Genomic DNA, 23377 nt, shown 5'->3' on the forward strand with positions numbered 1-23377 from the left:
GCTACAAAGGGCCTGCTCAGGGGATCCGGCAAAGGATTCAGAGGCGTACCCTGCAGGGCCCGCACGATCTGGATTCCACCCATCAGAAGGGCACCGCCGTGCAGTACGAGTGGAGGTTCCTGAGACGAGCCCATCACTGACCACCGGAGCAGCTCGAGCGCTCTTGCGAATTCTCCTGACAGGTAACGAAACGCTGACAGAACGTCAGCAGAAAGAGAGGACGGCTGAATGATCCCGTTCGCCTTCTGGGGAAGAGTGTCCACCGAGGACAATCAGGACCCCACCTCATCCAGGAACTGGCAACTGTCACGGTCACGAGCCCTGATCGAGCCTCGTGGCGGCGTGATCGTCGCCGAGTTCTTCGACATCGACAAGTCACGATCTATCCCGCCGCAACGGAGACCGCAGGCCGCTGCCCTGCTCGGCGAGCTGCGCAACCCCAACCGGGGATTCGACGCCGTCGTAGTGGGCGAGCCACAGCGGGCCTTCTACGGCAACCAGTTCGGCAATACCTTCGAGCTCTTCAATCACTACGGGGTGCCCCTGTGGGTGCCCGAGGTCGGCGGAGCGATTGACCCCACCAACGAGGCCCACGAGCTGATCATGCTGATGTTCGGCGGGATCAGTAAGGGCGAGCGCAACCGCATCAAGATGCGCGTCCGCACCACCATGGAAGCTCAGGCGAAGATCGAAGGCCGCTTCCTGGGCGGGCGCCCGCCGTATGGTTACCGGCTCGCGGATGCGGGACCTCACCCCAACCCGAGCAAGGCGGCAGACGGCAAGCGGCTTCACCGTCTGGAGCCCGACCCGCTGACGGCTCCCCATGTGACGCGGATCTTCGGGGATTTCGTTCAGGGGCAGGGTCTTTATCTGATCGCCGAGGGGCTGACCAAGGAGGACGTTCCGTGCCCGTCCGCCTATGACAGGGCTCGCAATCGGCACCGCTCGGGGATCGCGTGGTCCAAGTCGGCCGTTCGGGCGATCCTCCTCAACCCGCGCTACACGGGCCGCCAGGTCTGGAACAAACAGCACAAGCAAGAGGAACTGCTCGACGTCAACGACGTCACCCAGGGGCATGTGACCAAGCTCAAGTGGAATTCCGAGGAGCAGTGGGTCTGGTCGGAGGTGGTCGTTCACGAGCCGCTCATCGACACCGAGACGTTCGAAAAGGCGCAGGCGCTGCTGTCGGCCAACGGTCGCCCGGCAACGCGTCGTAAGCCGCGCAGCACCCCGCGTCCGTACGTTCTCCGGCACCTGCTGCACTGCGGTGTGTGCCAGCGGCGAATGGAAGGAACGTGGAACAACGGCCGCGCCCACTACCGGTGCAAGTTCCCCGTCGAGTACGCCTTGGCCAACAAGATCGAGCACCCTCGCACCGTCTACGTCCGCGAGGACCACATCCTCGCCGAGCTGGATCCCTGGCTCGGCCAGATCTTCGACCCGGCCGCCCTCGAACAGACCGTCCAGGCTCTCTTGGCCGCCCAGAACAACGAGCTCGACCTCGTCGCCGTCGAGGCCGCCCGCAAGACGATCGACGACTGCGATCAGCGGATGGCCCGTTACAGGGCGACCTTGGACGCGGGCGGCGATCCGCAAGAGGTGGGCAAGTGGATGGCCGAAACCCGAGCCGAGCGTATGCAGGCAGAAGGGCGCCTGCGGGCGATCAACAGGAAACGTGAGATCACAGAGAAGGAGATCAAACAGATGATCCCGGCGATGGCCGAGTTCCCCAAGGTCCTAAAGAGGGCCGAGCCAGCCGATAGAAGTGACCTCTACAAGCAGATGGGCCTCCACCTCGTCTATGACCCCTCGCAGAGGGTTGTCACAGTCGAAGCGAGGCCCAACGTGTACCAGAGTGCGTGTCCGAGGGGGGACTTGAACCCCCATGCCCATCACTGGGCACTAGCACCTCAAGCTAGCGCGTCTGCCTATTCCGCCACCCGGACTTGGTGCCTGCACGCGGGACCGTCATCCCGCGTCGGCTCAGTAAGGTTAGCAAACTCTGCGGGGTGCGTCATACCAAGAATCCGCGGCTCGCTGTCGAAGGTGGCGGTGGGTCGGAGGATGGGGTGGGTGGGGGCTCCTGATGGGGGTTTCGTGGCGGGTGGTGGGCGGGTTCGGGGGGTTGGTGCCGGGTTGGGGGCGGGGCGCTTGGTGATTTTCTGGGGCTCTGGTGAAAAGCGCTTGCGGCTACCTTGGGTACTGCTACGGTTACGGACCGTTGAGGGGTGAGTCCACGGACCGGCCTCATGACTGTGAGGTTGGTTCTGGAGCTGGGGGGTCACGTGGCACGCGCGGCGGTGGAGTGGCGGAGGGCGATCGCCCTCGCTGCGCACTGCCTGCCCACGACCGTCCCGGCGCACGACGCGGCCACCGATCGGGTCGACCGGATGGCGCGGTTCGCGGCCGGTGCCCGTCGGCTTGTCGTGCGGGCGTTCGCCATGGGCGCCCTGGTTGCCGCCGGATGGTTGCTTGCCGTTGTGTTCGGCATGCTCACCGCCGCTCCGGCGGCCGCGGACGGCACCATGGTGACCGCCACGACGGCCACGACTGCGGCGACAGGCGTCGGCGCACCTCAGACCCACGGCTTCGCCGGTCAACGACACGCCTCGGCGTCGGACAACGCCGAGGCGATGGCCGGACGCACGGTCGATGGGCTCAACAGCCAGTCGGATCCTGGCCTGCCGGCACCGTCCACCGCCGGAAAGATCCTGGGCACCGATGGACTGGTGCCCAACGGCAGCGGCCCGTTCGGGGCTGCTGCGGGGGATGTCGCGAGGTCCCTGTTCGACCCGCGACTGGAGGTCCGGCACGCCATCCTGGCGTCCGTGCCGTCCCCCGTCGTCCGCACAGCGGCGGACGATCCATCCTTCTCACCTGACTGATCCCCGCCCCCAGGCGCCGGCCAAGGCACTCATCGGCCACCGGCCCCTGCTCGAAGAAACGTGGCGGAGCGTGGCGAGCATCCCCTCCGCCGGCGGGTTCACACGTCAGTACACCGGTTCGTGATCTGAGTTCGGGGTCTCCGCTGTGCGTGAGACCACGCATGGCCCTGGGCTGCCCGCGAATCGTTTCAGGTATCCCCCCAAGAACCACTAGGAGCATTCATCATGCGTACGTGGGCAAAGGCATCGACCCCCGCGGCCCTGCTGGCCGTCGCCGTCATGTCGTTCGGTGGCGCCGGCACCGCGCTGGCCGACACCTCGGGTAACGCGTCGGTCGGCGGCGGCAACCAGGTCGACCTGCCGATCTCGCTCCCCATCGACATCAGCGGCAACTCCGTCGCCGCGATCGGCACGGCCAACGCCAGCTCGCAGGGCGGCGCCGAGGTCATCAACGACGGCGGCCGGGGCAACTCCAACCGGACCTCGGGCAACGCGAGCGTGCTCGGCGGCAACCAGGTCAACGCCCCCATCAGCGCTCCGATCAACGCCTGTGGCAACGCCGTCTCCCTGGTCGGCAACTCCGACGCGGGCTGCAAGGGCGGGGCCACCGTCCGCAATCAGGGCAAGGGAGGCACGGGCGGCAACCGTACCTCGGGGAACGCGAGCGTGCTCGGCGGCAACCAGATCACCGCGCCGATCAACGCCCCGGTTAACCTCTGCGGCAACGCGGTCGCGATCTTCGGGGACGCGACGGCGGGCTGCAAGGGCGGCTCCAGCGTCCACAACACCGGCGGAGGGGGCGCGGGCGGCAACCGTACCTCGGGCGACGCCGGCGTGCTCGGCGGCAACCAGGTCATCGCGCCGATCAACGCTCCGATCAACGTCTGCGGGAACGCGGTGGCCGTGGCCGGGCGGGCGTTCGCGGGCTGCCGGGGCGGCTCCACCGTCACCAACGACGGTCCACCCCGGCACGGCTACAAGCGGAAGCACGCCGCCGCGGGATCCACCGGCAACGACACCGACGGGCGCTTCGGGGTGGGCAGCGGCAACCAGGTCGTCGCGCCGATCACCCTGCCCGTCGAGGTCTGCGGCAACGCCGTGGGCAACGCGTCCGCCGGGTGCGTTGGCGGCTCCACCGTACTGAACACCGGCCGCGGCTCAGGGGCCGGCGGCAACACCACCTCGGGGCAGGCCGGCGTGCTGAGCGGCAACCAGGTGATCGCCCCGATCACGGCGCCGATCAACGTCTGCGGCAACGCGGTGGCCGTGGTCGGCCACGCGTTCGCTGGCTGCAAGGGCGGCGCGCACGTCAAGAACGGCGGCCGGGGCGCGGGCGGCAACCGCACCTCCGGGGCCGCGGGTGTCCTGTCCGGCAACCAGGCGGTCGCGCCGATCACGGCGCCGATCAACGTCTGCGGCAACGCGGCAGCCGTGCTGGGGGTGTCGAAGGCCAACTGCAAGGGCGGCGCCGCCGCGTGGCCGCACCGCGGCGTGGGCGGCGGCGGCAACCTGACCTCCGGCAGGGCCGGGGTGCTGGCGGGTAACCAGGTCATCGCCCCGATCACCGCGCCGATCAACGTCTGCGGCAACGCCGTGGCCGTTCTGGGCGACGCCGCGGCCGGCTGCCTGGGCGGGGCGAACGTCGGCGGGACCGGTTCCCGGGACGCCGGCCGGATCAAGCGCTTCGCTCACCCCACCGGCAAGGCCGCGGCCTCGCCGCAGGGCGGACTGCTGCCCGTACTGCCCGCCATGCCGCTTCTGAGCGGCCTGCAGGACGCCAACGGTGTCACCCAGCAACTCCAGGGCGTGACCGGGTCCTCGCAGGATGCCGGCGTCGCCGGTGCGCGGCTTCAGGACGTGAGCAGCATCACCCCGCCGCTGCAGGAGGCGAGCGGTGCCGCCCAGGGCGGCGGCATGGCCGCTCTGCCCGTGGTCGGGGGCGCCTCCAGCACACTGCCCATGGTCCAGGACGCCTCGAAGGCGCTGCCCGTGCTCGGTGAGGCCGCCACGTCCCTGCCGATGGTCGAGGACGCCTCCCGGACGCTCGGCCTGCCGCAAATCCCCGAGCTGCCCGGCCTGCCCGCCGAGGCGCAGAAGCCATCGAAGACCCGGCACGCCGCTCCGGCCGACAACTCCCGGCGTTCGCGCCCGTCGAACTCGATCTCCCCGCTCCAGCCGGCCACCGGACTGATCGCCTCCACTCCGGTCGGCGGCGCGGTGACCTCGGCCGCGGACGGCCTGCCGGTCTCCGGTCTCGGCCTGATGAGCGCCGAGCAGCCCGCGGGCGTCACCGGGATGAACTCCGGCTCGCTGCTCGCCCTCGTGCTGGGCTCGATGTTCGCCGTCTCGGCCATGCTGTTCGGGACCGCCCGCCGGTTCCGGTTCGGCCGAAAGTAAGGGAAATCGGCAAGCACGAGTACAAGGTTCGGCTGTTGCTCACAACCGCGTGAGTAGTCAGCGATAGACGCTTTGCCCGTTCCGGGGGCGCGGCCCGGGGCGGGCAAAGCCATGTCCGCGGCCATGGTATGAGTCAGGTCCGTGGTCAAAGCGTGCTGCGTACTCGCATGATCTTACGTCGTAGCCGAACGTGACGGCTTCCGTCCGGGTGAACGCGTACGCGGGCGAGCTCCCACTGGCCGTACTCTGCGTGTTCGGTCAGCAGTTGACGTGCTGCTTCGCGAGTGAGGTCGCGCGGAATGAAGATATCCATGTAGGAGTAGTCGAGCACAACGATTAGTCTCCAGGGTGAGTCAGGGCGCCATGCCGCTCGGTGGGCCTTATTCTGCGTGCTTGTGGGTGGAGCCGGAAGCTAGTGGGTAGCCCCGGGGAAGGAAATTTCCGCGAGTCGGGTTACCTTTCAGTCTGTGCCGACTCCCGGCAGGGGGATTTGCAAGCGAACAGCGAGGTAGGAAGCAGCGTGCCAGCCAAGAACGGCAGCGCCGGCGGAACACGCCTGGTCATCGTCGAGTCGCCCGCGAAGGCGAAGACGATCGCCGGGTACCTCGGGCGCGGCTACATCGTCGAATCGAGCATCGGCCACATCCGCGACCTGCCGGAGAAGGCCGACGACATCCCCGAGAAGTTCAAGGAGTTCCCGTGGGCGCGTCTGGGTGTCAATGTCGAGCACGAGTTCGAGCCGCTGTACGTCGTCAGCCCCGACAAGAGGTCGCAGGTCAACAAGCTGCGGCAGTTGCTGAAGGACGCTGACGAGCTCTATCTGGCGACTGACGAGGACCGCGAGGGCGAGGCCATCGCCTGGCACCTGCGCGAGGTGCTCAAGCCCAAGGTCCCCGTGCATCGCATGGTGTTCCACGAGATCACCCCCCAGGCGATCCAGGACGCCGTCGCCAACCCGCGCGACCTCAACCTGCGGCTGGTCGACGCCCAGGAGACGCGGCGCATCCTCGACCGCCTCTATGGCTACGAGGTCAGCCCCGTCCTGTGGAAGAAGGTCAAGCCGCGGCTGTCGGCGGGCCGGGTGCAGTCGGTGGCGACGCGGCTCGTGGTGGAGCGGGAGCGGGAGCGCATGGCGTTCACCCCTGCCCACTACTGGGACCTGCAAGCGCTGTTCGACACCAACAAGCCGGAGGAGCGGCCGCGTGACTTCACCGCGACGCTGACGGGTGTCGACGGCAAGCGGGTGGCGCAGGGGCGTGACTTCGCCAGCACCGGGCGGCTGAAGAGCTCCGACGTGCTGCACCTGTCGGAGGCCGCCGCGGGCGAGCTGGCCGCCAGGTTGCGGGATTCGTCGTTCGCGGTCAAGTCCGTCGAGCGCAAGCCGTACACGCGCAAACCCTATGCGCCGTTCCGGACGACCACATTGCAGCAGGAGGCCAGCCGGAAGCTGGGGTTCTCCGCGAAATACACGATGCAGGTGGCCCAGCGGCTCTATGAGAACGGCTTCATCACCTACATGCGTACCGACAGCATCACGCTGTCGGAGACGGCGGTGGCGGCCGCGCGTTCGCAGGCGATCAAGCTGTACGGCGCCGCGTACGTCCCCGACAAGCCCCGCGTCTACAGCAGCAAGGTGAAGAGCGCGCAGGAGGCGCACGAGGCGATCAGGCCCTCCGGCGAGGAGTTCCGCACGCCGGGTGAGACCGGGCTGTCGGGTGACATGTTCCGGCTCTACGAGCTGATCTGGCAGCGCACGGTGTCCTCGCAGATGAAGGACGCCGTGGGCGAGTCCATCAGCGTGAAGGTGGCGGGCAGGTCGGCGACCGGTGAGGACGTCGAGTTCAGCGCCACGGGCCGGACGATCACCTTCTACGGTTTCCTCAAGGCGTACGTGGAGGGGGCCGACGATCCCTCGACCGACCGCGACGACTCCGAGAAGCGGCTGCCCACCCTGGCCGAGGGCGACGTGCTGACCGCGATGCGGATGGAGGTGGCCGGTCACTCGACCAAGCCGCCCGCGCGTTACACCGAGGCCTCGCTGGTCAAGGAGCTGGAGGATCGGGAGATCGGGCGGCCGTCGACGTACGCCTCGATCATCGGGACGATCCTCGACCGCGGCTACGTGTTCAAGAAGGGCACGGCGCTGGTGCCGTCGTTCCTGGCTTTCGCCGTGGTCAACCTGCTGGAGCAGCATTTCGGCAACCTGGTCGACTACGACTTCACAGCCGAGATGGAGAAGGTGCTCGACGACATCGCCAACGACCGGGCCGAGCGGGTGCCGGAGCTGCAGCGCTTCTACTACGGCGCCGACGGTGACGAGGGCCTGAAGGAGATGGTCACCGACCTGGGCGACATCGACGCCAAGGAGATCAGCTCGTTCCCGGTGAAGGGCACGGACATCGTCCTGCGGGTCGGGCGCTACGGCCCCTATCTGGACCGGGACGGCGCCCGGGTCAACGTGCCCGAGGACATGACGCCCGACGAGCTGACCGCGGAGAAGGCGGAGGAGCTGTTCTCGCGGCCGACGGGCGATCGGCAACTGGGGCACGACCCGGTCAGCGGGAACATGATCGTGGCCAAGGATGGGCGGTACGGGCCTTATGTGACGGAGGTGCTGCCTGAGCCGGCCGTGGACGAGGATGCTCCCAAGCGGCGTACGAAGAAGGCGGATGCGCCGAAGCCGCGTACGAGCTCGCTGTTCAAGACGATGTCGCTGGACACGGTCACGCTGGAGGACGCGCTGCGGCTGCTGACGATCCCGCGGGTCGTGGGCGAGCTGGACGGCGAGGAGGTCGTGGCGCGTAACGGGCAGTTCGGGCCCTACATCAAGAAGGGGACCGACTCGCGCTCGCTGGCGTCCGAGCAGGACCTGCTGACGGTCACGATCGAGCAGGCCAAGGAGCTGTTCGCGCAGCCGAAGCAGCGCGGGCGGCGGGCCGCGGCGGCGGCGCCGCTGCGCGAGCTGGGCGACGACCCGAACTCCAAGAAGCCCGTGGTGGTGAAGGAGGGGCGGTTCGGGCCCTACGTGACCGACGGTGAGACGAACGCCTCGCTGCGCAAGGGCGACGCCGTCGAGGACATCACGATCGAGCGGGCTGCCGAGCTGCTGGCCGAGCGGCGCGAGCGGGCGCCCGCGCCGAAGAAGACCACGCGGAAGGCTCCCGCCAAGAAGCCCGCCGCGAAGAAGCCCGCCGCGAAACCGTAGGACCGCGACCGCGCCCTCACCGGGCGCGGTCGCGGGGGCGGCCGCCGGAAGTAGCATCGTGGTGTGATCGTCCTGATCTTTCTGGGCCTGGTCCTGCTCGGGCACTGGTACGTGTGGCACCGGATGGTGCGTTCGAGCACGGCCCCCGGGCGGGCGCGCAAGGCGCTGACCTGGGGCCTGGCGGGGCTGCTCGTGATCCTCGTGGCGACGTTCGCGGGCGGCAGGCTGGGCGTGGCGCACTGGCTGGCGTGGCCGGGGTTCATCTGGCTGGCGCTGCTGTTCTACCTCGTGGTGTTCCTGGTGGTGCTGGAGATCCCGCGGGCCGTCGCCTGGGCGTTCCTGCGGAGGGCGGAGCGGGCGCCCGCGGCCGAGCCCGTCGCCGTCGTGGCGGCCGAAACGGCGCCCACGCTCGTGGCGCCCGGGGGAAGCGCGATCTCGGTCGGGGTGGCCGTGGAGCCCGTGGAGCCCGCGGGCGCGCCTGTGAGCAGGCGCCTCTTCCTCGGGCGGACCACCGCCGTCATCGCCGGCGCGGGCGCGCTGGGGACGGTCGGGTACGGCCTGTCGAGCGCCCTCGGCGACCCGGTGATCGAGCGGGTCGAGGTCGCGCTGCCGAAGCTGGATCCGCGGCTGGGCGGCCTGCGGTTCGCCGTGGTGAGCGACATTCACCTGGGGCCGCTCACGGGCAGGTCCCACACCGAGCGGATCGTCCGCATGATCAACGGGCTCGAGGCCGACGTCGTGGCGATCGTGGGAGACCTGGTGGACGGGTCGGTCGCCGAGCTGGGGCCGCTGGCCCAGCCGCTGAAAAGCCTCGAGTCCCGCTACGGGGCCTTTTTCGTGACCGGTAACCACGAATACTTCTCGGCCGGCGGCCCCGCCGAGTGGATCGAGGAGCTCGGGCAACTCGGCGTCCGCTCGTTGCGAAACGAGCGGGTGGAGATCGGGCACCAGGGCGCCGTGCTCGACCTCGCCGGGGTGAACGACCTCAACGGCGCCTCCTCCAACGACGGCCCCGACTTCGGCAAGGCGCTCGGCAACCGTGACGCCGGCCGGTCCACGGTGCTGCTCGCGCACCAGCCGGTCATGGTCGACCAGGCCGCGCGTCACGGCGTCGACCTGCAGCTCTCCGGGCACACGCACGGTGGGCAGATCGCGCCGTTCAACCTGGTGGTGGGGTTGCAGCAGCCGGTGGTGTCGGGGCTGGCCACGATCGACGGTGTGCGGGTCTACGTGACCAGGGGGGCCGGATTCTGGGGGCCGCCCGTACGCGTCGGTGCCCCGCCCGAGATCACGATGCTTGAATTGAGTGGCTGACTTTCCGCAATCCCCTAGTCACGCACTGCCATCATGCCCTAGTATCCGAGCGGATACTTTTCGGAGGTGGGGCATGGTCTCTTCGCCTGTGGAGCGGGCGTTCCGGCAGGACGTCGCGTTCTGGGCCAAGCGCGGCGGGCTGCTGTTCAGGCAGGCCAGGCATGCCGCCAGCCTCAACCAGAAGGCCCTGGCCAGCGTCAGCGGCACGTCCAGGACCACCCTGTCGGCCTACGAGCACGGCAGGAAGTCGCCGACGCTGGAGACCGCGGGGCGGATCCTCGACGCGGCCGGGTTCCGGCTGGTGCTGGAGGCGAAGGTCGAGTTCACCACCCGGGTGGCCGGTGACGGGCGGACGTTCCACGTGCCGAGCCGCCTGCCCCGGCTGCCGCTCGCCGCGGCGCTCGGCCGGGTGCGGCTGCGCGAGCGGGTCTACGACCTGGCCGACCGTGACGAGCGCCGGGCGGCCTACGTCGCGCTGCTGTGCGAGGGCGGGCCCCAGGAGCTGCTCGACCACGTGGACGGCGTGCTCCTCCTCGACCTCTGGGACGAGCTGATCCTGCCGCAGGAGGTCCGTGCCGAGTGGTGGCCATTGGTGGAAGAGGCGCGGCATGAGGCCGGAGATATGAATTGATGACGCTTTTGGGGGCCTATTCGAGGTGTGTAACCTGCGCACCGGCCCGCGATCGTAATACCCTCAGCCACGAGCATCCGGGAAATCCGGCTCATCTGTTCGTCCGCCCGCTTCTTGCGAACACCTGGATACGCTGAAATCATGACTGCCCCTGGCCGAAGCCGCCCCACCCATGTGCTGGCCAATGCGCCGTTCCGACGGCTGTGGACGGCAATGTCGGTGTGCAGTCTGGGTGACTGGCTCAACCTCCTGGCGCTGACCGCGCTCGCGGGAAACCTCACCCAGCACGACGACTACCGGGTCCAGTCGCTCGCCATCGGTGGCGTGTTCATCGCCAAGATGCTGCCGGCGATCCTGCTCGGGCCGCTCGCGGGCGTGTTCGCCGACCGGTTCGACCGGCGGCTGACCATGGTCACGGCCGACCTGGCCAGGTTCGCCGTGGTGCTGTCGATCCCGTTCGTGCAGAGCTACCAGTGGATCATCATCGCGACCCTCCTGGTCGAGTGCGTCAACCTGTTCTGGGTCCCGGCCAAGGACGCCACGGTGCCCAATCTGGTGCCCAAGCAGCAGCTCGAGTCGGCCAACCAGCTCAACCTGCTGGTGACGTACGGCACCGCACCGGTCGCGGCCATGCTGTTCGCGGTGCTGTCCGTGGTGGGCGACGTGGCCACGAGCGTGGTGCCGTTCATGTCCGGCAGGGACGGCACCGGCCTCGCACTCGCCGTGAACGCCTGCGCCTATCTCGTGTCGGCGTTCCTGATCTTCACTCTGCGTGACATCCCCAGGCGCAACGGCGCGATCTCGACGCCCTCGGTGCTCAAGCAGGTCATCGAGGGCTGGCGGTTCGTCGGCGGCAACCGGCTGGTGCGCGGCCTGGTGATCGGGATGCTGGGGGCGTTCGCCGCCGGCGGGGCCGTGGTGGGCGTGGCGAAGATCTACGTGCGGGCGCTCGGCGGCGGCGACGCGGCCTACGGAGTGGTCTTCGGGGCCGTCTTCGTCGGCATGGCGCTGGGCATGTTCTTCGGGCCCAGGCTGCTGCGGGAGTTGTCGCGGCGGCGGCTGTTCGGGCTGGCGATCACGATCGCGGGGCTGGTGCTCGTGGCCATCGCCTTCGTGCACAACCTGGCGATCGTGGTCATGCTGACCGTGGTGCTGGGGGCGTGCGCGGGGATCGCCTGGATCATCGGCTACACGCTGATCGGGCTGGAGGTCGAAGACGGGCTGCGCGGCCGTACGTTCTCGTTCCTGCAGTCCACCGCCCGGGTGACCCTGCTGCTCGTGGTCGCCGTGGCCAACCCGCTGGCCGCGATCTTCGGCGTGCGGGAGCTGGAGCTGGGCGAGTTCGACTACCGGTTCGACGGGTCCAACCTGGTGCTGGTGATCGGCGGGGCGCTCGCGATCGTGGTCGGCATCCTGGCGCTGCGGCACATGGACGACAGGAAGGGTGTCTCGCTGTCGGCGGACCTGATCGCCGCGGTGCGGGGCGAGCGGTTCCCGTCCGAGTCGCCCGAGCACGTGCCAGGGCTGTTCGTGGCGTTCGAGGGCGGCGAGGGCTCCGGGAAGACCACCCAGTCCCGGCTGATCGCCATCTGGCTGCGTGACCAGGGCTTCGACGTCGTGCAGACGCGGGAGCCGGGCTCCACCAAGGTGGGCATGCGGCTGCGGGCCATCCTGCTCGACGCGGCCGAGCGCGGGCTGTCGGCGCGCGCCGAGGCACTGCTCTACGCCGCCGACCGGGCCGAGCACGTGGAGAAGGTCATCCGGCCCGCCCTTTACCGGGGATCGCTGGTGATCACCGATCGTTACGTCGACTCGTCGCTCGCCTACCAGGGCGCCGGGCGGGCGCTGGCCCCCGAGGACGTGTCCAAGATCAACGCTTGGGCGACGGGCGGGCTGGTGCCTCATCTCACCGTGCTCATCGACACGCCTCCGGAGGTGGGGTTGCGCCGGTTGGGCGGGGCGGCCGACCGGATCGAGTCGGAGCCGCTGGAGTTCCACGAGCGGGTGCGCAAGGAGTTCCGGGCGTTGGCGGCGGCGGCGCCCGAGCGGTATCTGGTGGTCGACGGCACACTGGCGACCGAGGTGATCACCCGGCAGATCCAGGACCGGATCCGCGAGATTTTGCCCGACCCGGTGCCCCGGGAGTCAGAGGACTCCACCGGGACCATGCCCGCTATTCGCGACTAGTTCCGGCGCGGCGGGGGCCGGTGTTTGCGCCCTCCGCGACCCTCGCGACCCCGGTCGTTTTCAGCAACTACCGCCCCTTATGTCCTGACCCCGCGCGCCGATTACGACCGCCCGTGAGCCCGTCGCGCGCGCAACGATCGCCCTCAACCCAGGCGCGCCGACCATGACTCGGCCGCGCGGAACGACCGCTTGGTTGTGGGGGTGGTTGTCGGTGTTGGCGGATAGCCTTGGCTCGTGGCGGTTTTCGATGACCTCGTGGGGCAGGACCAGGCGACAGCGGTGCTGTCGCGGGCCGCTGGGGCGGCCGGGGAGGTCGTCGCGGGTGGACGGGGCGCGGGCATGACACACGCCTGGTTGTTCACCGGGCCGCCGGGCTCCGGTCGCGAGGACGCCGCCCGTGCCTTCGCCGCGGCGCTGTTGTGCCCGGATGGTGGTTGCGGGCACTGTGACCAGTGTCACCAGGTGCTGATCGGTTCGCATCCCGATCTGGAGTCCGTGCGTCCCGAGGGGTTGTCCTACAGCGTCAAGCAGACCCGTGAGCTGATCCTGCGGGCCGCCGGGGCGCCCACGCAGGGGCGGTGGCGGGTGATCCTCTTCGAGGACGCCGACCGGGCCACGGAATCGGCCGCCAACGCCCTGCTCAAGGCCATCGAGGAGCCGCCGCCGCGGACGGTCTGGCTGCTGTGCGCGCCCGCTCCCGACGATCTGATGATCACCATCCGGTCGCGGTGCCGCGTGGTCAATCTGACCACCCCCGCCACGGAGGCCGTAGCGCACGTTCTGGCCACGCGGGACAGCGTGCCATGGGAGATGGCGATGTTCGCCGCCCGGGCCGCTCAGGGGCACATCAGCCGCGCGCGGGCGCTGGCTCTGGACGAGGGGGTCAGGCGGCGGCGCGAGGCCGTGCTGGGCATCCCGCGCTCGCTGACCGGGGTCGGGGAGTGTGTCTCGGCGGCCGAGCGGCTGGTGAAGACGGCCGAGGAGGAGGCGGCTGCCGCCACGGCCGTGCTCAACGAGAGCGAGACCTCCGAGCTGCGCAAGCTGTACGGGGAGGGGTCCACCGGCAAGGGGCTCAACCGCGGGCTCGTGCGAGGTGGGGCCGGGGCGTTGAAGGAGCTGGAGGACCGGCAGAAGTCGCGGGCGACGCGGATCAAGCGGGACTCGTTGGACGCGGCGCTGCTGGAGTTGGCGTCGTTCTATCGGGACGTGCTGGCCATGCAGTTCGGGGCGGGTGTGGAGCTGGCCAATGATGACATTCGGTTCGACCTGGATCAGTTGGCGAAGGCGTCCACTCCGGAAGAGATTTTGCGGCGGATCGACGCGGTCATGTTGTGCCGGGAGCGGCTCGGGTTGAACGTGAATCCGCAGATGGCTGTGGAGGCGATGATGCTGGCGCTGCGGGGCTGACCTTGGTTGGGGCCGGTCAAGTGGCCTTTCGCGGCTTGAATCAGCGGGGCATGTAGGAAGTGCTCCTGGTCCGCGTGCGGAGCGCAGGGCCGCGCGCACCATCCCCAGAGACGTCGATCATGGCACGATGGGGGGTCACGTGGAGCCTTCCGGTGAAGACGGTCTTGTGGTGTTTCCTTCTTCTACCGGGGCTCCACGTCCCATTTCCGAGCCCTGCCATCCGTCCGCGTGTCTCCCCGGACGGCACCGTCTGTGCCACAAAATGACCTGTTGTCCGACTCGAATTCGGTGAGATCACCTCATTGAGCCCGTGGCACGACCGGGCTCCCGCGGTTCGTCCTACTTCTTGGACGACTCTCAACACCCGCACGCCGGCAGACGAGACCCGCACCTTCCCCAGACACCACGCCCTGTCCCTGCGGCCGAGGGCTTTCACCACAAGTCAACGAAGCGGGGTGTTGATGTGGACGCCCCCTTTTCCAGAGGCGGCCGTCCAGCAGCCCTTTCAGGGCGACCGTTTGCGGTGCGTTACAGCCCGCAGGAGCCGCGGTCGAGGCGGAAGAATTTCGCATTGGCCCACCGGCAGAGCCAAATGCCGACTGCGACACCGGCGATCGTGACGAGGGCGGGGAGATAGCCGGCGGCGACCTGCACGATCGGGATCGCCGGGCATCCACCCGAGATCGCCCAGCCGGTACCGAACAGCACTGCGCCCGGTACGACGCCTGCGTGGATCCGTCCGGGCGTGCGGCGGACCCCGATGACGGCGAAGACCACCACGATGATCGCTATAGCGCCGGCGAAGGCGAAGAACATGCGCAGATCTTGAAAGGTGAACATGCGGTTGAGTTCGGCGTAGTCGCCGAAGCCGATGTTGGCGACAACGAAGCCGAGGACCAGCCCAGCGATGACGTTGGCCATGAGGATTCCGCCACGGGTATGCATCAAATCACCTTCCACAGCAGAAACGACACCAGAACCGCCGTGCCGAAGAACACAGCGGTCGCGACAATGCTGACCGGGTGCAGCCGGCCGCAGCCGCTGAGACCGTGGCCGGAGCTGCACCCTCCGGCGAGGCGGGTACCGAAGCCGACGAGTACACCGCCGAGGAACAACACACCGAACATGGTGGCCTGGTCGGCGGTCACGATCTGGCGGAAGGCATCACCCATATCCCAGCGGAGCTCGAACCGGCCGGAGGTGAGGGCCGCCACCCAACCGCCGACGAAGATTGATATCAGCAAGGCGGCCTGAGCGACCACCGGTATCGTCCGCCGGCTTGTGATCGAGGCGCTTTCTTCCGCCAGCGGCTCAACGTCGCGGCCGCGCGCCGACGCGACCGCGTAGGCGGCGTGCGGGGTGGGCGCTTCGGGAGGGTTCCCGTAGTGGTCGGCGGTTGCGGCAGCCAGCGCGTCAATGAGGGCACGTTCGTCGGTGAACTCGGCCTCCTGCCGTTCGATGCGGCGTTCGGCGCGCCAGTGCAAGACGCGATCCCAAGCCGAGGACACCCCGAAGGACTTGTCAGTGGTGAGGGTGTAGTTGACTGTGAGGAGGGCGAGTCCGATGGCCCCCGCCCACCAAGGCCAGTAGCTGCTCATGCGGGACCTTTCATCCAATTAGCAAGTCGTGTCCACCAACGGCGCGCAGGTTCGCCGCGTCGCAACCCTGTGGGCGAGTTCTCCCGGGGTTGCGAAGTCCATGAATCGGGTGGTGAGGGTTCAGGTGGCCGGGTCGGTGCCTGTGACGGCTCGAACGGCCGAGCTGGTGCCGGCCGTGATGGCGGTTCCTGCCTGAGTTCGTACGAGCCGAACCGTTCGAGGTGTTGCGGCTGCTTCCCGTTAGGCAGGAGCGACATCGGCACAGGCCTGCCCTCGAGCGCCAACTGGTACCGAGCACAGCTACGCCAACCGTGTTCGCTGTCGCAGTAGTCGTTCCGCCAGCCACGCAGGCTTGTATTCAGCAGTGGAAAGAGGGGACATTCCGTGGTGTGTGAACAGCCCACGCCGCTCCGATCGGACGTATGCCACCCGACCGAGATAGGTGGCCTGGCGCCCTGTTGTCGTAGACGAATTCGGCTTGTGATCTTACCTCGTAATTCATGAGCCTGGCGGCATTTGGGAGATCTTGACCGCTTGGCCCCCCAATGAACCGCGATGGCCCCCTTAGCCGTCCCCAGAGGGCATTTGATTTGAGTAAATTGTGGCTTATGTCAGCTTTTCGAAGTAAAGCTGGGTTGAGGCACCCGCGGCCGCGTCGGGTGGTGGCGCAGCAGGTCCGGAGCAGCGGCATCCTCGTCGAGATCGAGCCGGGATTGTTCACCCAGCCGCGCTCATGCCCTGCCGGCGAGCCTCCGACCAGTCGATCTATCCCAAATCCAACGACGAAAGGGGCATCAGCTCGCGGAACGCACTCTGATACTCCTGAGGTGCTGCCGTTACGCACGGCCACCATCAGCTCGGTGGCCTCGAAGAATCGCCACAGCGAGTAACACGGTCCTGTGGTGACCTCGAAAACGGTCGTCTCCGCAAAGCCGCCCGTTGCCTCTGACGGCCGTAAGTTGTAAAGCGGCCAGTTACCACGAAACCGGCCCAAACCGAGCACGCCCGTAAAGCCGCGACAGCGCCGCCGGCTCACGGGCAATGGCACCGTCGCGAGTGGAGACGCCGGGTTACAGGAGGCAGGCATCGAACTCCGAAGCGTTGGCCATGGGTGGGGGAGGCCCCGGCTGCAGAGCAGGCGACCCTGCTGGGTTGCCGTTAAGGCAAGGTTCGGCGGATGTGCTTGTCCCCAAAGCCAACCCCAATGCCAACCCCAACGCCAGCCTCGACGCCAGCCTCGACGCCGACCTTGCGGCCGCTTCCCGCTGACGATCGGCGAAAGATAGCGGTGTGACTGAAGCAGCAGAAGGGGCGCGCGGGCGTCTCTGTGATGTGGAAGTCGAACTACTCACCCAACAAGAGGCGCTGGCGCGGCAGCGGGTCGATGTGGCGTCGATCTTCGCCGAGCACCATGTCGGCCTCGTACGGCTGGCACTGATCATGGTCGGCGATCAGACGAGTGCGGAGGACATCGTCCAGGAGGCGTTCGCGCGCACCCATGCCGGCCAGTCCAGGCTGCGGGATGCCGACAAGGCGCTGGCCTACGTGCGTTCCGCGGTGCTCAACGGGTGCCGGTCGGTGTTGCGCCGGCGGGCGATGGCGTTCCGGCGCGCGGTGCCGTACGAACCGCCTGTCTGGTCGGCGGAGAGCGCCGCCCTGATGGGTGAGGAACGGCGGGAGGTGCTGCTCGCGCTGCGGAAGTTGCCGCGCAGGCAACGGGAGGCGTTGACCCTGCGCTATTACCTCGATCTCACCGACCAGGAGATCGCCGAAACGATGGGGACCGGCGCCAGCACGGTGAGGTCCACGATCGCGCGAGGGCTGGCCGCCCTCGGCCGAGCGCTTGGAGAGGACGCATGAACAGTCCGATGGAAGACAGGCTGCGCGACGCCCTGGCCGAGGCGGGGGAGACGATCGACGCCAGTGCGCTGCAGCCGCTGCGGGCGCCGGAGCGACGGCGGTTCCGGGGGGACTACCGGCTGGTGACCGTTTCCGCGGTCGTGGCGCTCGCGGGTGCGGCGTCGGCCGTGGGGTTGAGCGGCGGTCTCGGCGGCGAGGATCGGGCGGTGGCGACGAATCCGCAGCCGACCCGGGAAATGGCCGTCTACGTGTGTACGGAGTCGGCGCCGAAGGAAACCTCGTGCCACGGGCGCGACGCCACGCTTGACGAGCTGGAGGCGATCAAGGGCGACCTGACCAGGTTGCCGGGGGTTGAGTCGATCTTCTTCGTGGACCAGGTCTCCTCCTACGAGAGTTTCCGGCGCGAGTACGCGCACGACAAGGCGCTGCTGGACGAGGTCAAGGTCACGGACATGCCCCCGTCGTTCCGGGTGAAGATCAAGGAGGGAGCCGCAGAGGGGGCGGTGCGGGACATCGGGGGGATTGCCGGTGTGCGGAGCGTGCTGGTTCTGCCGTCGCCCGACGAGACGATACGGGTGAATCGGGATCGGACGATGAATGTCTTCCTTTGCGGAAAGGGTACGGAGCTGCCTTCGTGCAAGACCGAGGTCACGCGGGAGGAGGACGGCGTCGTCAGGACCGTCTTGGTCGGCAAGGGAGTGACGAAGGCCCAGAAGGATGCCATCGAGAAGATCGCCAAAGCGCCGGAGGTCGAGTCGTACGTTTTCGAGAGCCAGGAGATGGCATACGAGGACTTCCGGCGCACCAACAGCAAGAATCAGGTCCTTCTGCAGGCGACCCAAGTGAAGGACATGCCCCAGTCGTTCAGGCTGACGATGAAACAGGGGGCTGACTGGGTCAAGATCTTCAACATGATGAAGCGGCAGCCGGGGGTGGCCCGGGTCTTCTACAACCCCTGCCTTGCCGACGAGATCACTATGAGATACGGCTACGGGTTGTCCCTGCCGGAGAGCACGGGGTGCGAGGACAAGATCCGGTGAAGATCCGCGCCGGCGACCCTCACTCTCGGCGGGCGTACGCACGTAATGTGGCAACGGAGGCCCTAAGAACCCCCGAGGCCGTCAGGAGGCGAGCGTCAGCCCATGGGAATGATCATGGCTGTGAGCTTCACCCGTTATGGGAGGCTCTACTACCTCGATCCCGGGGAGTACAACCCCAAGGTGGGCGACAAAGTACTCGTTCCGACCGATTCGGGTCCCGAGGTGGCGGAGTGCGTGTGGGCGCCACAGTATTCGAGCGAGGACATCGACGGGCTGCCGGTGTGCGCGGGGCCGGCGGGTGAGGAGCACCTCAACCGCGACGAGACCAACAAACGCCGCAGGGCCGAGGCCCGCAGTGTGTCCAAGCGGCTGATCAAGCGGCACACGCTGCCCATGAAGGTCGTCGGCATCGACTACCTCGACCAGGACAACGTCTACACCGTCTACTTCTCGGCGCCGCACCGGGTGGACTTCCGGGCGCTGGTGCGCGACCTGGCCCGCAACCTGCGGGCCAGAGTCGAGCTGCGGCAGATCGGGCCCAGGGACGAGGCGCGGCTCCAGGGCGGCATCGGGCCCTGCGGGCGCGACCTGTGCTGCGCCACGTTCCTGAAGGATTTCGAGCCGGTTTCCGTACGCATGGCCAAGGACCAGGATCTTCCGGTCAACCCGCTGCGGATCGCGGGCGCGTGCGGGCGGCTCATGTGCTGCCTGAAGTACGAACACCCGCTGTACGTCGAGACCCGCGGCAGAATGCCCCGAGCCGGAAGCCGCGTGAGCACCCCTCAGGGCGACGGAACCGTGGTCGGGCACAACGTGCCCTCGGACACGGTGACGGTGCGCCTGGACGACGGCGGAAGGCGCTGCGCGTGCCCCTCGGCGTCGGTGTGCTCGCCTCGCATCCAGCACGAGAAGATGTACGGCCCGGGCGAGGAGGAACCAGCGGATCACCGTCCCGACGGCGAGTCTTGACGGCTGGGGCGGCGCAACCAGGCGGGAGGATCCGTCCGGGCAATCGGGTGATCGGCGGGAGCGAGAACCCCTTGAGCTCCTGTAGACTCTTGCAAGCTGCACAGCACGCCGCCTTAGCTCAGTCGGCCAGAGCACTTCACTCGTAATGAAGGGGTCTGGGGTTCGAATCCCCAAGGCGGCTCCCAGGTCAAAGGCCCTCCCGGTTCGTCCGAGGGGGCCTTTTGCGTGGGCGTACAGCAGCGAAGTACAGCTACGCCCTCAGTCCGCGTCGCGTTCCGTCGAGCCCGGCCTACTCGTCGCCGTTCTCCAACTCGTCCCGAAGCCTGTCCAGGGTCCGGCCGTCGGACAGCTGCCACATAACCCAACGGATGGCGTGGCTGATCGCGGAGCGGAACACGCGGCGGACGCTCTCGATCGTGCCGCGTGAAGGGTGATCCTTACAGCACTTGCCGATGGCGCAGCAGGGCTGCTTACGCTTCTTCTCCCGCGCGCAGCAGGTGCGCATGGTGGGCAGGGTGCTGAGCTACGCCTGCACGTCGCGGACAGTCAGCTTGTCGAGGCGCTTCTTGCCCAAATCAGGGATCAGGTGCTCTCCTGACCTTGGCCGATGTCCTGCTTCTCGTTGATGCCTGTGGCCCTGAGCCGATGAATGCGGTCACTTCTCACGAACGAAATCATCCGCCGAACATCTCGATCCAGGGGTCCACGACGTGGCGTGCAGCCATAGGCCGTGAATGAAGATGACGGGGATCGGTGTCGTCATGGTGCCTCCAAATGTGTACTTGTCTGTCACAGCAGGAGAACATCGGCACCGGAGGCTTCGTATCAGGGAAAGACCGCAGTCCCCCCGCGCCCGCCACAGGCGGTGTGGTTTCCTAACTTCGGAGCGCATGAGACCTTCCGCTCGTTTTCCGACGGAATGATCATGTCGGAGGTGACAAGCAGCGCTCCGTCACGACTGGCACTAAGTGGGGGGTTCGGGCACGTGGGCCCTGATGCGGTGGGCGAATTGTTCGTCGGCCGTGCGCGTGAGTGCGACCGGCTTCGGTACTGTGCGGGCAAGGTCAGGGAAGGTGACTCCTGGCTGGCCGTCATCGAGGGTGAGGCCGGGATCGGCAAGAGCGCCCTCGTGCGCAGGTTCGCCGCGTCACTGGACGACTTCACGGTCCTCCGGGCGATCGGCGACCCATCGGAGGCCGACCTGCCCTACGGCGTGATCGGACAGCTGACCCGGCATGTGGACCGAGCGGTGCTGAAACAGTTTCCCTTGCTGGCCGAGAGTCCGCCCGCGGGGACGAATCCGCACGTGGTCGGGGGGCAGTTGCTGCTTCTGCTGGGTGGGTTGCAGGAGCCCGGGACCCCCGTCGCTGTGATTGTGGACGACGTCCAGTGGGCGGACCGGTTGTCGGTCCAGGTGCTGGGCTTCGTTCTGCGCCGTCTCTGGGCGGACCGGGTCCTGACGATTCTGGTGACCCGGCCGGAAGCGGACGCGTCTGGCGAAACGCTGGAGAGACTGCTGCGCTCGTCGGAGCGGACGGTGAAGGTCGATCTGGGCGGGCTCGGCGGCGGCGAGATCGCGCAGCTGGCGCAGGCCCTGGTCGAAGGCCGGTTGGCGCCGGGCCTGGCCGACCGGCTGTACGCCTACACCCGGGGGCACCCGCTGTACGTCCGGACTGTGCTGTCGGAGATTCCAGCCGACGTGCTGCGAGACGGTGTGTTGGAGCGCTGGCCCGTCCCGCGATCGCTTCAGGTCGGGATCAGGGCGCAACTGGACCGTCTCCCACAGGAGTCCCGCGAACTCCTGGAGGCGATGGCGGTGCTGGACGCACAGGTTCCGCTGTCGACGGTCGGTCGGCTCGCCGACCTCCCGGACCCGGCGCGCGCACTCGGGCCTGTTCTGGCTGCCGGGCTCGCGCTGTGGTGCCCCAAGGAACCTCAGAGCCCCGTCGCCGTGGTACACGCGCTCCAGCGCGACACGATCTATGACTCGCTCACCCCTGAACGGCGTCGCTTCCTGCACGCTGGTGCGGCTGCGCTTGTGGGCACGGCCGCCGGCTGGGCCCATCGGGTCGCGGCTGCCGCGACCACCGACGCCCGGCTCTCCGACGAGCTCGACCAGTCCGGAATGGAAGAGGCGGCGAGCGGACGCAACGCCGTGGCCGCTACGCGCCTCCTGTGGGCCTCCTCTCTGTCGGTCGACCGCGCGGATCGCGAACGACGGCTCCTCACCGCCTGTGCCCAGTCGCTGCTCACCATGCAGCCCGGCTGGGCCGCGAACCTGCGGCAGCAGGTGGAAGACTGCTCGCCGGGGCCGCTGCGCAGCTGCGTCCTGGGGACCCTGGACATGATGGCGGGCCGGTTCGCCACCGCCGAAGCGCACCTCACCCAGGCATGGCAGGAGGCTCTGTCGCTCCCGAAGCCCGGCTGGGTCGCCGTACTGGCCGGCACCTTCCTGACCAACATCACGCTCTGGCGCGGGCGGGGCGCCGAGACGGTGGAGATCGCCCGCCGCACCCTGACGGTAGGCGATCTCGACCCGGCCACGACCGATTTCACCCGCGCGGCCCTGGCGACCGGCCGGCTCTGGCACGAAGGTCCGCGCGCGGCATTGCAGGACCTCGCGCATCTGCCGGTCCAGGGCACCACGGTGGGCAACCACAATCTCGACACGCTGGCCACTCGTGGCGTCCTGCGTCTGTTCCTGGGCGAGCTCTCCGCGGCGCGCGCTGATCTCCAGGTCGTGGCGCAACGCGACCAGCAGGGGGCCGGATCCAAGTTCGGCCCCCTGACGCTCTCCCTTCTGTCCGTCGTCCACTACGTCGCCGGCGACTGGGACGAGAGCGAGTCCACCGCGGAGCGGGCTCTGGCCGTCGCGTCGTCCCAGGACCAGCTGGCGGGCGAGGCCCCGGCCGGTTTCGCGGCCGTCTGCGTCAAGGCCGGCCGGGGCGAGTGGGACATCGCACAGCGGCACCTCGACGACCTGGCGCGGATCGCGCAGTCCCTCGACTCGGCAGCCGAGATCGTCTACTCGTCCCTGGCGGCTGCGACCGTGGCACAGGCCAGGGCCGACTACACGGCCATGCTGCGCTCGCTCCGGCCGCTGCTCGACGGGACGGCTGAAGACGGCCGGTTCCGCCTGCTGCACAAGCCCTTCTGGCTGTGGCAGCAGTCGCTGCTCATCGAGGCGCTGACCGGCACCGGACGGGTGGGCGCCGCAGCGGTGGCCCTGCGTGAACTGGGGGCGGCCTACGACGGCAACGGCTATCTCGGGGTCGTCATCGCCAGACTCGGAGGTCAGCTCGCCGAAGCCCAGGGCCGTCCGCACGACGCCCTCGCGATCTATGAGGAGGCCGTCGCCGCCGACGCGGACACCGACACCGCGCCCCTTTACCGGGCCATCGTGGAACAGGCCTACGGAAGGCTACTCCTGGCCACCGGTTCCACGTCGCGACGGGATGCGGCAGTGTGGCTTCACAAGGCTCACGGCCGTTTCAACGCGCTGCGCGCCGTGCCGTACGCCCTGCGGTGCGAGGCCGATCTGTCCGCGAGCGGGCTCACGGCCTTCGAGCGGGATCCCAGCCGACTGTTGGCGCTGACGGAACGGGAACTGTCGGTGGCCCATGTCATCGCGAGCGGACGGACGAACCAGGAAGCCGCGGCGGAGCTCTACGTCAGCCAGAAGACGGTCGAATACCACCTGTCCCATATCTATGCCAAGCTCGGTATCTCCTCCCGTCGCCAGCTCGCCGAGGCCCTTCGCTCTCCGTGAGCCTCGCCCGGCCCAACCCTGGGATCGACGACTAGGGACCGTCCCTAGTGTCCTGGTCGGGCACCGGGTGCTTCCCTTGATTGAGGAGATCACCGCCTGAGCGGCCTCCGGGTGC

16 protein-coding genes and 2 tRNA genes are annotated in these 23377 nt (G+C 68.3%); 12 read left to right on the forward strand and 6 right to left on the reverse strand.

Annotated elements, in window-relative coordinates; genetic code table 11:
* Positions 1–375: 375 nt before the first annotated feature.
* Together ABGB18_RS35765 and ABGB18_RS35770 are read right to left on the reverse strand one after the other, a co-directional pair.
* On the reverse strand, positions 376–1596 hold the full coding sequence (locus ABGB18_RS35765) for a hypothetical protein (protein ID WP_347700091.1): 1221 nt from the start codon (positions 1594–1596) through the stop codon (positions 376–378).
* 264 nt (positions 1597–1860) lie between these two features.
* Positions 1861–1946, reverse strand: a tRNA-Leu gene (locus tag ABGB18_RS35770).
* A 303-nt stretch (positions 1947–2249) separates the two neighbouring features.
* Here ABGB18_RS35770 and ABGB18_RS35775 point away from each other — a divergent pair.
* Both ABGB18_RS35775 and ABGB18_RS35780 read left to right on the forward strand, forming a co-directional pair.
* The gene (locus ABGB18_RS35775) at positions 2250–2885 is read left to right on the forward strand and encodes a hypothetical protein (protein WP_347700092.1); all 636 of its coding nucleotides are present in this window, start codon (positions 2250–2252) and stop codon (positions 2883–2885) included.
* A 225-nt stretch (positions 2886–3110) separates the two neighbouring features.
* Positions 3111–5282 carry a chaplin family protein gene (locus ABGB18_RS35780; protein WP_347700093.1) on the forward strand — a complete coding sequence of 724 codons (2172 nt, stop codon included), beginning with the start codon at positions 3111–3113 and terminating at the stop codon, positions 5280–5282.
* A gap of 145 nt (positions 5283–5427) precedes the next feature.
* Here ABGB18_RS35780 and ABGB18_RS35785 read toward each other — a convergent pair whose 3' ends face one another.
* Entirely contained in the window at positions 5428–5613 is a 186-nt protein-coding gene (locus tag ABGB18_RS35785; protein WP_080044299.1) for a DUF5703 family protein, read from the reverse strand.
* 189 nt (positions 5614–5802) lie between these two features.
* Here ABGB18_RS35785 and topA point away from each other — a divergent pair, with 189 nt between their 5' ends.
* From topA to ABGB18_RS35810, 5 genes are all read left to right on the forward strand, one after another.
* The gene (gene topA / locus ABGB18_RS35790; protein WP_347700094.1) at positions 5803–8487 is read left to right on the forward strand and encodes a type I DNA topoisomerase; all 2685 of its coding nucleotides are present in this window, start codon (positions 5803–5805) and stop codon (positions 8485–8487) included.
* A 63-nt stretch (positions 8488–8550) separates the two neighbouring features.
* Positions 8551–9801 (forward strand): metallophosphoesterase, encoded by a 1251-nt coding sequence (locus ABGB18_RS35795; protein WP_347700095.1) that lies wholly within the window; start codon positions 8551–8553, stop codon positions 9799–9801.
* 73 nt (positions 9802–9874) lie between these two features.
* Complete coding sequence (locus ABGB18_RS35800) at positions 9875–10432, forward strand: helix-turn-helix transcriptional regulator (RefSeq protein ID WP_347700096.1); 558 nt, start codon at positions 9875–9877, stop codon at positions 10430–10432.
* A 141-nt stretch (positions 10433–10573) separates the two neighbouring features.
* The gene (tmk, locus tag ABGB18_RS35805; RefSeq protein ID WP_347700097.1) at positions 10574–12619 is read left to right on the forward strand and encodes a dTMP kinase; all 2046 of its coding nucleotides are present in this window, start codon (positions 10574–10576) and stop codon (positions 12617–12619) included.
* Between the two features lie 234 nt (positions 12620–12853).
* Positions 12854–14026, forward strand: a complete 1173-nt coding sequence (locus tag ABGB18_RS35810) for a DNA polymerase III subunit delta' (RefSeq protein ID WP_347700098.1) — start codon at positions 12854–12856, stop codon at positions 14024–14026.
* Between the two features lie 528 nt (positions 14027–14554).
* On the opposite strand, the gene ABGB18_RS35815 is transcribed toward ABGB18_RS35810, so the two are convergent.
* On the reverse strand, positions 14555–14947 hold the full coding sequence (locus ABGB18_RS35815) for a YeeE/YedE thiosulfate transporter family protein (protein ID WP_347700099.1): 393 nt from the start codon (positions 14945–14947) through the stop codon (positions 14555–14557).
* 23 nt (positions 14948–14970) lie between these two features.
* Positions 14971–15624, reverse strand: coding sequence for a YeeE/YedE thiosulfate transporter family protein (locus ABGB18_RS35820; RefSeq protein ID WP_347700100.1), 654 nt, complete (start codon positions 15622–15624; stop codon positions 14971–14973).
* Positions 15625–16956: 1332 nt separating this feature from the next.
* On the opposite strand from ABGB18_RS35820, the gene ABGB18_RS35825 reads away from it, so the two are divergent.
* From ABGB18_RS35825 to ABGB18_RS35840, 4 genes are all read left to right on the forward strand, one after another.
* Complete coding sequence (locus ABGB18_RS35825; protein WP_347700101.1) at positions 16957–17484, forward strand: SigE family RNA polymerase sigma factor; 528 nt, start codon at positions 16957–16959, stop codon at positions 17482–17484.
* Between the two features lie 122 nt (positions 17485–17606).
* Entirely contained in the window at positions 17607–18524 is a 918-nt protein-coding gene (locus ABGB18_RS35830; protein WP_347700102.1) for a permease-like cell division protein FtsX, read from the forward strand.
* Positions 18525–18632: 108 nt separating this feature from the next.
* Positions 18633–19493, forward strand: a complete 861-nt coding sequence (ricT, locus tag ABGB18_RS35835) for a regulatory iron-sulfur-containing complex subunit RicT (protein ID WP_347700203.1) — start codon at positions 18633–18635, stop codon at positions 19491–19493.
* A gap of 107 nt (positions 19494–19600) precedes the next feature.
* Positions 19601–19674, forward strand: a tRNA-Thr gene (locus ABGB18_RS35840).
* Positions 19675–19782: 108 nt separating this feature from the next.
* Here ABGB18_RS35840 and ABGB18_RS35845 read toward each other — a convergent pair.
* Positions 19783–19998 carry a hypothetical protein gene (locus ABGB18_RS35845; RefSeq protein ID WP_347700103.1) on the reverse strand — a complete coding sequence of 72 codons (216 nt, stop codon included), beginning with the start codon at positions 19996–19998 and terminating at the stop codon, positions 19783–19785.
* A gap of 495 nt (positions 19999–20493) precedes the next feature.
* Here ABGB18_RS35845 and ABGB18_RS35850 point away from each other — a divergent pair, with 495 nt between their 5' ends.
* Positions 20494–23262: an AAA family ATPase gene (locus ABGB18_RS35850; RefSeq protein ID WP_347700104.1), complete on the forward strand. Its 2769-nt coding sequence runs from the start codon at positions 20494–20496 to the stop codon at positions 23260–23262.
* The last annotated feature ends 115 nt before the right edge of the window (positions 23263–23377 follow it).

The sequence above is a fragment of the Nonomuraea sp. B12E4 genome (genome assembly GCF_039871825.1).
GTDB lineage: Bacteria > Actinomycetota > Actinomycetes > Streptosporangiales > Streptosporangiaceae > Nonomuraea.